The following is an 11919-nucleotide window of genomic DNA, read 5'->3' on the forward strand; positions in this document are numbered from 1 at the left end:
ACCATGGTGCGGTGGTTGGCGTCGAAACAATGCTCAACGGTGAAGCGGCGTTGGGTATCTGTGAAAGTAGTTACGTCGCTTAACGCTAGGGATAGGTAGGGATCCCTGGCTACACCCGCGACATAATCCTCAATTTGCAGGATCAGGGAGGGAACCAGGTTCACGGTTTGATGCAGCTTGGGATAGCGTTCAAGCATCAGCACCAAGTCGAGATAGTCTTTGGTGCCATGCAGCCGCACCCAAGGCAGTTGATAATGACCGGCTACTCGGCTTTTGTAGAGGGGTTGGTGTTGGTGCCAGATGATGGCAACGTAGAGCGGATGAGGCATAGAACCTCCTAAAGTGCCTCTGCCAGATGCCTGCTTGCCTGACAGAGAGGGTCAAAAACGTGGCCTAGCACATGGCTAGAGGAACACAACATCACTCTACCGCAGGCTGGCATGAGTCCAGCATGTCTCGGTCGAGCTACTGTTCCTACTCTACTTACATAAAGCGGGGAAGATGATGTCACTTCCCCGCTTTATGTAACTATTTACGTTAAGAATACCTACCAACTATCACAGTCAGCACTATAGAACTTGCTCGACCTCAACAATTTCGGGAATGGATTCCCGGAGACGGCGTTCGATGCCCATTTTCAGGGTCATGGCTGAGCTAGGGCAGGATCCGCAAGCTCCCTGCAGTCGCAGCCGTACAACTGGGCCATCAAGTTCGACAAGTTCGACGTTACCACCATCGGACATGAGGTAGGGACGAAGTTCATCAAGGACTTGTTCAACGTTGGTAATTGTGAGTTCCATGGCTTGTGATATAGGGTGCAGGGTGAGCGATGATGTCTAATCTAGATGGTGTAGCGCTAGAGTCTCTCTCGGACGGGCGATCGCCCTCAGCATCTATCCAAAGTCTAACATCTAGGGTCTACTATCCCCCGGAGCTTGACCTAGAGAATTCTGATTGAATCAATAAGGTAGGGGGCGATCGCCTCTTAAGAAACCGAGATCTAACCTAAAAGCGCTAGGTTGGAAAACTGGAAGACGGTGGTGGTTTGTTGACCATCGGCGGTGGCGTGGATGGTTTGCTGGCTCATCAGGTAATAGTCGCCCACGGCTTCATAGCGATCTTCAAACTGCATCTCTCGCAGAATGTCTTGGGTTTGCGGATTGCGGAAGACGGCATTGTAGCGAGTTGATACGTAGCCGTGGCCGGTATCTAAGCTATCGAGGTGGTCGATGGTGAAGGCCATGCGTCCCATAACGCGGCTAACTTGACAGACTTCGTTGTTGCGTAGTTTGTAGTTAGACCCCATGGCATCGCCGCCGACAAGGATTTCAACGGCACCGGTGTCGTCGGTGGTGCCAGCGCTGAAGGTGTGTTTGCTGTGGGCTTGCTCAAAGGAATTGCGCTTGCGGTGGGTCACCACGTCGCGCAGTTGGGTGTAGATCGATTCCTTAACGGTTTCATCTTCAATGTCGGTCACCTCGACGCTGTAGTCAGCCTTGACGGTCACCTTGGCGGTGTGGACTTCGTCGTCTTGGGTCACGGTGAGGTCGGCGGTGAAGCCGGGGAAGTTGGTATCCCAGGTGTAGCGATTTTCGTAGGCGGAGCGAAAGAGATCTTGAGCGTTGATTTGAGTAGTGGTCATTATGTCTATACCTATGGCAATTGAGCAGTCCCACAGAGGGATGACGGAACACCCCATGCAGCATCCCTAGGGCCATACCAGCTCTAGGTGATGCGCTGAAAGGTTTTGGATCAGGGATCGATCGCAACTCCCCTAGGTTGAGAGCAAGCGGCCTATCTCACGCAATCGTGATCGCTCACCGTGATCGCTCATGACTGAAGGTCGGGTTCCGGTTGGGTGTTCCGTGCTGTTTTCAGTGTAAGGAGTTTTGTCGGGGCCGGGGAGGTCACGATTCAGGATTGGGAACAAGTTCGGTATTCACCTCGTTGACCGATCGCCGTTTGAGTTCACTAGATTCTGATCGCGGTAGGAGATCAAAAATTTCTCGGAAGCGATCGTCGAGTTCTTCAAAGTCTACGGATCCGGTTTTGTTGAGCACGACCTGACCCGCTTGGTCAAAGACAACTGTTTGAGGCACGAGACCTTCGTAGTAGTAGCCCGGTTCTGTGGGTTCATACTGATCCTTGATCGGCAGGGAGTCAATATCAATGGGGATAATATCGGTGGCGCGTCCGTAGAAGGCATCAAATTGCGAAACAACGGAAACATAGGCTTTGCAGTCGCTGCTGTCGTCGATGTAGAGCACGAGCAGGGTGGGGCGATCGCCCTTGAGCGATGCTTCTAGGGTGACCCGGGGGGGAACCAAGGAGCCGTTGCCGGCATAGAGGGGAAAAATACCACCGTCAAATCGATCGTCGGTTAATCCGGCTAGGGCTGGGGTAGCACCCATCACTACCAGAGCGATCGCTAGCACGGTTGATATCAGGATGGAAGCGAGGGGCGATCGCCGCCAATAGTTCTTGAGCGATGCAGTCATTTGACAAATCCATAACATGGGCGATCGAGAAAAAAGTCGCATGGGTCGAGGGTAATGTCCGCAATAGTCCTCAGGACAAAGGCCATTGTTTCAACGGTGGCTTCGTCCTACTCCTTTGTATTTTGCAACAAGGGCTACACCTCTTGCGATCGAGTTTGACATGAATGCCATTGACTAGAAGCGAGAAGGGCGTTTTACCCCTGGCCCCGTGGAGGATTTCGAGCGGCGTGGCTTTGGTTCCGAAGGATCGGCGGCTAGGCGTTGGCGATCGCTGGTCTGCATGGCTTCCCCAACGGTGACGTTCACCTGATCACCGATCAGCATCACCAAGGAACTCATATAGAGCCACAGTTGCAGCACAATCACAGCTCCCACGGTTCCGTAGACCTTGTTGTAGTTGCCGAAATGCAGCACGTAGAGACGAAAGCCATTGGAAATCAGCGCCCAGGAAATAGCCGCGAGGACAGCTCCGGGGAATAGGGGCTTATTAGGGCTCCAGCGACTTGGTCCAAAGCGGTAGATGAAGGCAAAAGCCAAAGACATGATGCCCAAGGCAAAGGGCCAGGTGAGCCAACGCCATCCCTGCAGCAGCCACGGAGCAAAGGTTGAACTTTGAATAGCTAGGTTGCTGATCGCCCAGTCGCTGATAAACACCAAGGTGGAGGCTAGCATCAGCAACAGGATCGTTCCCAAGGTCAGCCCGAGGGAAATCAGCTTGGCTTTCCAAAACGGCCGCATTAACGCTTGGGGGATCTGGTGAATTTGATCCAAGGCCCGCATGGCGGCGCTCAGGGCGCTGGAGGACACCCAGAGGGCAATTAAAAAGCTGACGGAAAATAGACCACTACTGCCGCCGGTGGTGATATCGCTGGCGAAATTTTCAATCAAATTGAGGGCGTCTACTGGAGCAACTTCACTCAGCCGACCCATGAGGCGTTCGAAGGAGTTGGTGAGGGGCTCGAAGAGGCTGACAGCAGTTAAGACGGTCAGTACGGCAGGGAAAAGGGCGAGTAGCGCATTGTAGGCCATCTCTGCCGACAAGCTGGGTAGTCGCTGTGCCATGACCCCTTTGATCACCCGGCGTAGGGTGGTGAGGTTGATGTGTTGAAAAAAGCGCACAAAGCGAGGGGCATACATAGCGACTGAGCAATAGGGTCTGGATTTCATCATCCAGAATGATGGGCAGATGAGTGGCGATCGACGTGCCAGAAAAATAAATGGCTAGAGGTGATTCAGGTGCTGTTTCAACAGCGACTGAATCATAGTAGATGGAGCTGAATCTAGCAATGGGCGATCGCCCCGAGAGCTATTTCACCCTACACTTCGAGTGTAACAGAGTCGTGCTTTGCGCTTAGATGATCTGGTCTTAGGACGATGAGATAGCAGTTCTTAGGCTAATGGCTAACAACGTGACGACAAGCGAAATGCCGAGACCCATGGCGGCATCTCGGCATTCACAGCGGATTGAGGTACGAGAGAGTAGGTTGAATGATCTAACTAGCGATGCGGGAGATTGCCGGTAGCGTCGGGCTTTCTCCGCTATCGATTGCTAAACAAACTGCCTACGGAACGATTAGACACCAGCACGGCTGCCAGCATGAGAAGATGCACTGGCCAAGGTGCCGCAACTAGGGCAAGAGCAATACCAACGAGAGCCACCGCTACACAGGCGATCGCGATCTCTGCCGATGATTTTTCTGCCTTGTTATACATGTACGCTGCACTAAGCGCAGCAATGGATGCAATAAACCACATTTGGAATCAGGTTGTTTACTAATCTACACAATGGAATTCATGTTTAGTAATATACGACACTTAATCCCTGAGGTCTTCCATCAATCAGCGTAATTTATGCTGATCATTGATAAATCCAAAGGTCTAGACGACCTGAAGTGCTTCTATCAAGAGCGATCGCGGCAATTGTTAAGAAAAATCGGATTCACAAAACTTTTGAATTCTTATGTCTTAAACATCGATATAAGGGTCAACAAAATGCATAATAAGTAAGTATTTTTGCTCATTCAAAAAACATATTCCTTCACATTTTTGATGGGTATTTTTACTTATCAAAAAACACGCTCCCCCACATTTTTAAGGAGTGAGGGCGCACTTTATGAGGGAGGGCGATCACCTAGAGCCAAAGTACAAATAAAACTGCAACGAGCCTGGATAGTCCTGAGCCGATGATGACCTAGGCAGGCCCTTGCCTGAATCTTCTCCGAGTAGATTTGGATATCAACTACCAACTCAACTGAGATCGGTGCCACGGGTAGATACAACTCAGGTGCAACAGGAGCTTGTTTGAAGACACCAGTTTTAAGCGATTGATAGCCAGTATCTGGTGCTTTGCTCAAGCCGCGCTAGTGTTTGCCGATCTTGCGTCCAACTAGAACCAGAGATGCCAGCAGAGTCGTAGCTGCTCCAGCGATCGCCCCGAGTCTCCAGAATGGCAGATCACTTACTGGTTCGGGCTGTTCTAAAGGAGCGATCGCCTCCTCAGAGGACGGCGTATCTACCTCAGGCGGGGAAGGCTCCGGGACAGAACCTGCTGCTACTACGGTGGTATAGCTGAGTTCAAAAGGTGTAAAACTGCCCTCGGCTGTGGGGCTGCCGGTCAAAACCAGACGGTACTCACCCACGGCGGGAAAGATAACCTCAGCTCCAGGAATCCGCTCAAAACGTTCGGGAGATATGGCCTCTAGCGTCGGGGTGAGCACCGGATCTGCCTCGGGCTGGTTAGTGTTGTACACCGCCAGTTGACAGTCACACTGATCAAGGGGAATTGCCCGCCCCCCTTGTTGGGTGAGAGCTACCCAGACCCGAGCCACCTCTCCAGCCTTGGGGCTATGGTTGGGTTCAAGGTGCCAGGTACCGGCCACATCACCCGACACCTCGGTTTTGTGGGCCTGGGCAGGCAGCGCCAGCAGCACCATCACGAGCCAGCCCAGCCCACTAAGATTTGTAGGGCGCATAAAACTTCTCTAGAGACAACATTGCCCAAAACCGTCGCCAGCGTAGCAGCAGAGCCAAGACTGCCAGGCTTCCAAGGGCGATCGCTCCTAGCCAGTGTCGAGGGGTATGCTCAAAACTGCCCAAGTAGCTGGAGCCCAAAAGCAGCGCATGGGCAATGACTAGGACAAAAACTGGCACACTGAGCATGTGCAACTGCCGCCACCGAGCTCCCAGGCGGGCCTGGGCTTGGTCAAAACTGGTAGCAGCCAGGGGCACCATCAACGTCAAAGCAATCAGGCCTGCCCACCCCCCCATCTGGAGTTGGGGCAGCAAAAAGGAGAGAGCCATCGGATTCCAGCCCATGGTGACCATGTGGGCCACATGGGCTACCGACAGTACAAAGGCGCTAACCCCTAGGGCACGGCGATAGATCAGAAACGGCGACCAGAGGCGGCTGATGGGGCGGGCAACCAGAGCCAGCAAGAGGCAGACCAGTGCCCCATGTCCAGTGAAATCGACCATGTCATTGCCCCGGAACAGGGTCAGAAGACCGACGGTGAGCGTCACCCAGCCCCCTAGGCGAAAGAGTTGCCCTCGCCGATCAGCACTGAGGGCAGCGGTGGATGCGCCTACCCCAAGCATGGTGGGCAGGGTGCCAACCCCAAATGCCAGCATGGCCGCTCCACCCATCCACAACTCCGTCGTGTCGGCGGCCTTGAGTTGGGCAGCGTATAAGAATCCACAGGGCATAAACCCCCATGCCAGACCCAGCAGCAGTGGTGTCCAGCGCTGGGGATCGAGGGAAAGATTCTGCATCGCTCGACTGAGGCGATCGTGCCAGCTCGCCTGGGCCATAGGGTTTAGCATGGGTACCGGAGGCACCTGCCCAGGGCGAATTTGCCCCAGACCAAACCAAACTAGCAATAGTCCTGTCCCAACGGCGATCGCCTGTCGCAACAAACTGCCTACGCCGGCCATTTGCCCACCAGCCACCAGCACCGACCCGATCGCGCCAATCAGCGCCCCCACCAACGCGTAGCTAGTGATGCGTCCCAGATTGAGCAGCAGGTGAAATCGCACTTGGGACCAGCGCCCTTGGAGATCTGACCGCTGTGATAGGGAAAAGGCGACGGTGATGGGGCCACACATGCCTAGGCAGTGACCAAAACTCCCTAGAAATCCTAGGCTGGCCATGAGCAGCAAATCGAGCATTCCAGCGATGTCGAGTTCAAATGGATTGCTTTGAGTTTACCATCCCCCTCAAGCGCCCGGATTGCACCCATGAAATCCAGATGAAACCGCCTTGAAGTCCGTAGAATCAGGCTTGTGGTTGATGATTTAGCCTGATGCGTCTATTGCTGGTGGAAGATGAGGAGGACTTAGGCTTGGCGATCGAGCTGGTTTTAGGCAGCGAGAAGTATGTGGTGGATGGGGTGCCCGACAGGACGCAGGGCTGCGTCTGGAAAGCCAGTGGGCGGATTACACCATCGCTATTGTGGCTTGGATGTTGCCCGGCTTGTTTGGGCTAGAACTCTGTCAGAAACTGCGATCGCCCCCAACTCCTCTTCACGAAAATACTCTCCCCCACATGTCTACGGCGTGAGGAAGAGTTTTATGAGGAGAGGCGGTCGCTTAAGCAGCTCGTCGCTCATCCAGATCAGGGAAGCCGTGGAGAATGGGGGCAGTGGCTCCGTAGGAGGTTATCTGCTTGAGTTTAGGAATGTCGGCACTGCTGTAGACCCGAAACTCTCGTTCAACGGTAGCCTGGGCTGTGCGTACGGCTTGATTGAGAACAAGAGAGCCTCCCCGGTCAGACACCGAGCGGTGGAAGGTACCGGGAGGAATGCGCAAAATCGCGCCATTGGCTTCTAGGCGCACCATATGAAAGGGCTGTTCCCAGTTAAAATTCACCAGATAAAAGGTGCGACCTCCAGAAACAGCTAGGAGATTATCTTCTTGATGGGGATGGAGATAAAACTGCCAGTTGCCCCGATCGGTGTTGTTGGGGCTGACCGCAGGGCCGTCATGAAAGACGAGATCGCGGGCATTAGAGTCATTGATGGTGATATCAAAAAAACGAACACTAGGGGTGTCGCGGAATTTTTGGTAGGGGATGAGTTCAAACATAGGGAAAAGGGGGTAGGCAATATACAGGGGTGTATCAACGCCGCACAGGGGTCAGAAGGCTCATTCCGTAGGATGGCAGGACATCCGCAGGTCGTCATGTCATGACGCTTTGCAATTTAGGGGGGTGATCCGCGTCCCATTCGCAGATTGCTGAGCTATTTTGAGGGATAAGGAATTTGGGGTCTGACTATGTGGGCTGTCCAATCAGGTGTTCCGTCTACCGTAGCGTTGCCATCTCCAGAGATCAAAACTCATCCTGTAGCTCATCTATCCGAAAATCGAATAGATTGACAAGATGCACATTTATCATCTTCAAGTTTGGTTGGCGGTTGTGGAAGAGGGCAGCTTTTCAGCGGCGGCTCTCAGGCTCAATACATCTCAAGCGGCCGTGAGTCGAGCGATCGCTGCTTTGGAGGATGAATTGGGCGTTCCGCTTTTGGTGCGAGGGCGGTTTGGCGCACGGCTAACCCCCATGGGCGATCGCATCATGCACCATGCCCGTCAGATTTTAGACCTCAGGGACTGTATCGATGCGGAGGTGAATTTACAAAAGGGCTTAAATGGCGGGCGGTTGCGCATTGCATCGTTTCGCAGCGCCGCAACCCACCTGCTGCCGCCGATGATCGCCCGATTTAGCCAGCGCTTTCCGGGGGTTGAGGTGACGCTGTCGGAAGTGGATCCCTCGGGGGTGGAGCAGGAGCTCCGGGCAAGACGGGTGGACATTGGTTTGGTGCCGTTGCCCCGGTCGGAGGACTTTGCCACCTGGGAGATTGCACGGGATGAATACGTGGTGTTGCTGCCCCAGACGGGAGCTGTCACACCCGATCAACTTACCTGGGAGCAGCTTTCACTCTATTCGTTTATCTTGTACAACTACGCAGAATGTACCTCCGCTGTGCGTAATTATTGGACAGAGTGGGGGCAGTCGTTGAAAGTGGCCTATGAGATCAAGGAAGATTCCACCATTGTCAGCATGGTGGCTCAGGGGCTAGGCGCGGCAATTTTACCCCGACTGGCGGCGCTACCCATTCCTCAGGATGTTCTGGTGCGATCGCTGCCGGTGCCCTTGGATCGGGTGATTGGCGCAGCAGTGTTGTCGGAGGCCATTCACCTGCCTACGGTCTTTGCGTTCCTAGATGTGCTGCGGGGTACAGGACTGTTTGCCACAACATCCGTTCCGTAGCGGCCCAATGCTCCAGAAAACGTCAATCCCGGAAGGTTAGAGACTAGCGGCAGCAGTTTGCAGGACTTGATTGAGTTTGCCGCTGCGGTAGCCTTCTAGATCGAGGGTGACGTAGAGAAATCCGTAGGTTTGAAACTCGCGGACAATTTGGTTGAGATCGGTGGTCAGCACAAATTCTTTGATGCTTTCGGGGGGTAGCTCGATGCGGGCCGTGTCTCCCTCAGAGCGCACCCGCAGGTCGCGATAGCCCCGATCGCGGAGGTAGCGTTCGGCCCGGCCCACGCGCTGCAGCTTGGCGACGGTAATCTCTTCGCCGTAGGGAAAGCGAGAGCTGAGGCAGGGCTGGGCCGGCTTGTCCCACCAGGGTAGGTTCAACTGTTTAGACAAGGCGCGCACGTCTAGTTTGCTAACGCCTACTTCAGCCAGGGGCGATCGCACCCCTCGTTCGTGAGCCGCTTGAATGCCGGGGCGATAGTCACTGAGGTCATCGGCGTTGATGCCATCGACGACGTAGGGGTAGCCTCGCTCTAGGGCCAGGGGCTTGAGGGTGTCGTGGAGTTCGCTCTTACAAAAGTAGCAGCGGTTGATTGGGTTCGAGGTGTAGTTGGGATTATCCATCTCGTGGGTCGAGACGATTTCGTGGCGAATCCCAATCATGGCAGCCTGTACCCGGGCGTCTTCTAAGTCATCGGGCAAGAGGGACGGAGAATTGGCAGTGACAGCTAGGGCGCGATTGCCAAGGACATCCTGGGCAATTTTGGCTACTAGGGTGCTGTCTACTCCACCGGAGTAGGCAATCAAGGCATGATCCATCTCGGCAAAGATGGCAGTGAGCTGGGCCATCTTGCGGTCTAACTGGGTAGACGATGGGCTAATATTCTCAAGTCTCCTCAACGGGCTACTCCTTTTCGAGTCCTAAGATCGACAGTGCCTCGCTCCGTGCAGAACGAGGTCGTTGGTCATATATTGATTCTCCACCCTAGCTCAAGACTAAGAGTAGAGACACTTACGTTTCTAGATTAACGAATTTTCACATCTCTGAAAATCCATTCCAGACTATCTAAGTCCTAATGCTCTAGGTATTTCTGGGAGATTAGAGCGACTTGCTGTCCTGCTCCTGTAGATGATGAACCAGGGCCTGAAGTCCTAGATAATAGCTGTTAACACCAAAGCCACAGATTTGACCCACGACCACAGCGGCCATGTAGGAGTGATGGCGGAATGATTCTCGTCGATGGATGTTGCTGAGATGCACTTCTACCGTGGGAATGGCAACGCCAGCGATCGCATCTCGAAGAGCGACGCTCGTGTGAGTGTAGGCACCTGCATTGATCACCAGCCCTTGGTGGCGATTTCGGGCATCGTGAATAGCGTCCACCAAAACACCTTCGTGGTTGGACTGCAGGGTTTCCAGCTTGACACCTAGGTGATCCGCCTGGAGCGTTAGCCCTTGATTGACGTCATCAAGGGTGGTGTGCCCATAAATCTCTGGCTCTCGCAGCCCCAGCAGGTTTAGATTTGGGCCATGAAGAACTAAGATGCTCAGCATGACCGTCTGCTCAGCACAATGAATGAAAGAACCATAGAGAGCTAGGGTCTAACGACGCCGTTGGTTGTCACGTACAGGGATCGGAATGAGCTCGGGTTCTGGCTGAGGTTCAGGGCCGAGGAGAGCATCCACAATTTTGCGGGCCCACTCTTTGAGTTTCTCCAGCACCTTGTCAATTTGAGCCATTAAACTTAAATCTCCTTTTGTTTCAGTCAGCGTTCACGACCAACATCAGTTAGTTGAACAAGGCTGACCTGACAATTACGATCACAGCTTCTTTATATGATCATAACCAATCCTTGGAAATGATCAAGCTAGTGATTTTGGCAAAGATATGGTATGTAGCTCCCGGCGTAGCCAATCTAGGGCAGTACACATGCTCAGCCAACGCACCCAGTCCCGCCCTTGGCGATCGTTGAGCAGGAAGGATCGGCTTAACACTCGTCCATCGGGGGTAGCGATGCCGATGTAGACGAGACCAACGGGCTTTTGATTGGTGCCGCCGCCAGGGCCAGCAATGCCGGTGATGCTTACGCCCCAGTCGGTTTTGAGGCGCGATCGCACCCCCGCAGCCATCTGCTGGGCCACGACATCACTGACGGCTCCCTGGGTCTCTAGGTCGGCTGGGGAGACGCCCAGCAGCTCGACCTTGACGGCATTATCGTAGGAAATCACGCCACCCCGGAAGTAGGCAGAGCTGCCGGCGGCTGTGGTGAGCAGGTGTCCTAACCCGCCGCCCGTGCAAGATTCGGCAACGCTCAGGGTCTGCTGAGCAGCGAGCAGGTATTGACCGACAACGGAGGCTAGGGTGTCGTCATCGGCTCCAAAGCAGTCTATGCCGGTAATTTGACGGATTTGCTGCTCGATGGGCGCGATACAGGCTTGCGCTTCTGCAACAGATGGAGCTTGGGTCGACAGGCGCAACCGCACTTCGCCATTGCCCGCATAGGGGGCAACGGTGGGGTTGGGCAGGGCGAGGAGATGAGCGACCTTTTCGGCTAGCCCGGCTTCAGAAATGCCCCAAAAGCGCAGAATCCGGCTGTGGATGGGAGCTGTTGCCCACCCCTGCTCCTGCAGATAGGGAACGGCAACCTCCTGCCACATGGTTTGCATTTCTCGGGGGACGCCAGGAAAGGTGAGAATCGTCAGCTCTGGTGTAGGTTGCCAGATAACACCAGGAGCCGTACCCATGCGATTGGTCAGCAGGTCTGCACCTTGGGGTAGGAGGGCCTGCTTGAGATTGCTGGGAGACATGGGACGGTTCCGGCGGGCATATTTTTCGGTGAGGTCGGCAACGACATCCGATCGCTCCACTAAGGGCACACCAAAAAAGTCGGCCAGGGCTGCGGTGGTCAAATCATCGGGGGTGGGGCCCAGGCCACCCGTAAAAATCAGCAGAGAGGAGCGCTGGGCAGCGATCGCCACCACCTGTTGCAGCCGTTGAACATTGTCGCCCACCACGGTTTGGTAATAGTGGGGGATGCCAAGCTGGGCCAGCTCCGTGGCCAAAAACTGGGCGTTGCTGTTGAGAATTTCACCCAGCAGCAGCTCGGTGCCCACACAAATAATTTCCGCACTGCGATCGCGAGTCATGGGTATCAGGTCGATCC

The 11919-nt window shown here is 54.4% G+C and carries 15 protein-coding genes; 2 read left to right on the top strand and 13 right to left on the bottom strand.

All coding sequences use genetic code 11. From position 1 onward, the window contains the following. The 8 genes from V6D20_12530 to V6D20_12565 all read right to left on the bottom strand — a co-directional run. Positions 1–329 (bottom strand): hypothetical protein (locus V6D20_12530; GenBank protein HEY9816606.1); only part of this gene is annotated, 329 nt, incomplete at its 3' end. A gap of 240 nt (positions 330–569) precedes the next feature. Further along, positions 570–800: a NifU family protein gene (locus V6D20_12535; GenBank protein HEY9816607.1), complete on the bottom strand. Its 231-nt coding sequence runs from the start codon at positions 798–800 to the stop codon at positions 570–572. 200 nt (positions 801–1000) lie between these two features. Next, positions 1001–1642 carry a DUF3386 domain-containing protein gene (locus V6D20_12540; GenBank protein ID HEY9816608.1) on the bottom strand — a complete coding sequence of 214 codons (642 nt, stop codon included), beginning with the start codon at positions 1640–1642 and terminating at the stop codon, positions 1001–1003. A gap of 265 nt (positions 1643–1907) precedes the next feature. Next, a complete protein-coding gene (locus V6D20_12545; protein HEY9816609.1) occupies positions 1908–2540 on the bottom strand; it encodes a thylakoid membrane photosystem I accumulation factor in 633 nt (210 codons plus the stop codon). Between the two features lie 132 nt (positions 2541–2672). After that, complete coding sequence (locus V6D20_12550) at positions 2673–3635, bottom strand: YihY/virulence factor BrkB family protein (protein ID HEY9816610.1); 963 nt, start codon at positions 3633–3635, stop codon at positions 2673–2675. 402 nt (positions 3636–4037) lie between these two features. Then, positions 4038–4211, bottom strand: a complete 174-nt coding sequence (locus tag V6D20_12555; GenBank protein HEY9816611.1) for a hypothetical protein — start codon at positions 4209–4211, stop codon at positions 4038–4040. A 647-nt stretch (positions 4212–4858) separates the two neighbouring features. After that, positions 4859–5470 (bottom strand): hypothetical protein, encoded by a 612-nt coding sequence (locus tag V6D20_12560; GenBank protein ID HEY9816612.1) that lies wholly within the window; start codon positions 5468–5470, stop codon positions 4859–4861. Continuing rightward, positions 5451–6662, bottom strand: coding sequence for a sulfite exporter TauE/SafE family protein (locus tag V6D20_12565; protein HEY9816613.1), 1212 nt, complete (start codon positions 6660–6662; stop codon positions 5451–5453). Before V6D20_12565 ends, V6D20_12560 begins: the two co-directional genes overlap by 20 nt. A gap of 134 nt (positions 6663–6796) precedes the next feature. Here V6D20_12565 and V6D20_12570 point away from each other — a divergent pair, with 134 nt between their 5' ends. After that, positions 6797–6979 carry a hypothetical protein gene (locus V6D20_12570; GenBank protein HEY9816614.1) on the top strand — a complete coding sequence of 61 codons (183 nt, stop codon included), beginning with the start codon at positions 6797–6799 and terminating at the stop codon, positions 6977–6979. Between the two features lie 103 nt (positions 6980–7082). Here the strand turns inward: V6D20_12570 and V6D20_12575 are convergent, their stop codons facing one another. Next, on the bottom strand, positions 7083–7577 hold the full coding sequence (locus V6D20_12575) for a hypothetical protein (protein ID HEY9816615.1): 495 nt from the start codon (positions 7575–7577) through the stop codon (positions 7083–7085). A gap of 295 nt (positions 7578–7872) precedes the next feature. Between V6D20_12575 and V6D20_12580 the strand changes: the two genes are divergently transcribed. Next, positions 7873–8760, top strand: a complete 888-nt coding sequence (locus V6D20_12580) for a LysR family transcriptional regulator (protein ID HEY9816616.1) — start codon at positions 7873–7875, stop codon at positions 8758–8760. A 36-nt stretch (positions 8761–8796) separates the two neighbouring features. Here V6D20_12580 and larE read toward each other — a convergent pair whose 3' ends face one another. From larE to V6D20_12600, 4 genes are all read right to left on the bottom strand, one after another. Then, positions 8797–9654 carry an ATP-dependent sacrificial sulfur transferase LarE gene (gene larE, locus V6D20_12585; GenBank protein HEY9816617.1) on the bottom strand — a complete coding sequence of 286 codons (858 nt, stop codon included), beginning with the start codon at positions 9652–9654 and terminating at the stop codon, positions 8797–8799. Between the two features lie 199 nt (positions 9655–9853). After that, positions 9854–10309, bottom strand: a complete 456-nt coding sequence (aroQ, locus tag V6D20_12590) for a type II 3-dehydroquinate dehydratase (protein HEY9816618.1) — start codon at positions 10307–10309, stop codon at positions 9854–9856. Between the two features lie 48 nt (positions 10310–10357). Next, on the bottom strand, positions 10358–10495 hold the full coding sequence (locus V6D20_12595; GenBank protein ID HEY9816619.1) for a hypothetical protein: 138 nt from the start codon (positions 10493–10495) through the stop codon (positions 10358–10360). Positions 10496–10618: 123 nt separating this feature from the next. Then, a partial coding sequence (locus V6D20_12600; protein ID HEY9816620.1) for a competence/damage-inducible protein A occupies positions 10619–11919 on the bottom strand: 1301 nt, incomplete at its 5' end.

The organism is Candidatus Obscuribacterales bacterium, from assembly GCA_036703605.1.
Lineage (GTDB): Bacteria > Cyanobacteriota > Cyanobacteriia > RECH01 > RECH01 > RECH01.

What these genes read in the sequence shown, in the direction of transcription:
- V6D20_12560 (HEY9816612.1), bottom strand. Translation starts at nt 5,470, where the DNA reads ATGCGCCCTACAAATCTTAGTGGGCTGGGCTGGCTCGTGATGGTGCTG.
- V6D20_12545 (HEY9816609.1), bottom strand. Translation starts at nt 2,540, where the DNA reads ATGCGACTTTTTTCTCGATCGCCCATGTTATGGATTTGTCAAATGACT.
- V6D20_12540 (HEY9816608.1), bottom strand. Translation starts at nt 1,642, where the DNA reads ATGACCACTACTCAAATCAACGCTCAAGATCTCTTTCGCTCCGCCTAC.
- V6D20_12550 (HEY9816610.1), bottom strand. Translation starts at nt 3,635, where the DNA reads ATGTATGCCCCTCGCTTTGTGCGCTTTTTTCAACACATCAACCTCACC.
- V6D20_12535 (HEY9816607.1), bottom strand. Translation starts at nt 800, where the DNA reads ATGGAACTCACAATTACCAACGTTGAACAAGTCCTTGATGAACTTCGT.
- aroQ (HEY9816618.1), bottom strand. Translation starts at nt 10,309, where the DNA reads ATGCTGAGCATCTTAGTTCTTCATGGCCCAAATCTAAACCTGCTGGGG.
- V6D20_12575 (HEY9816615.1), bottom strand. Translation starts at nt 7,577, where the DNA reads ATGTTTGAACTCATCCCCTACCAAAAATTCCGCGACACCCCTAGTGTT.
- V6D20_12595 (HEY9816619.1), bottom strand. Translation starts at nt 10,495, where the DNA reads ATGGCTCAAATTGACAAGGTGCTGGAGAAACTCAAAGAGTGGGCCCGC.
- V6D20_12565 (HEY9816613.1), bottom strand. Translation starts at nt 6,662, where the DNA reads ATGCTCGATTTGCTGCTCATGGCCAGCCTAGGATTTCTAGGGAGTTTT.
- V6D20_12555 (HEY9816611.1), bottom strand. Translation starts at nt 4,211, where the DNA reads ATGTATAACAAGGCAGAAAAATCATCGGCAGAGATCGCGATCGCCTGT.
- V6D20_12570 (HEY9816614.1), top strand. Translation starts at nt 6,797, where the DNA reads ATGCGTCTATTGCTGGTGGAAGATGAGGAGGACTTAGGCTTGGCGATC.
- V6D20_12580 (HEY9816616.1), top strand. Translation starts at nt 7,873, where the DNA reads ATGCACATTTATCATCTTCAAGTTTGGTTGGCGGTTGTGGAAGAGGGC.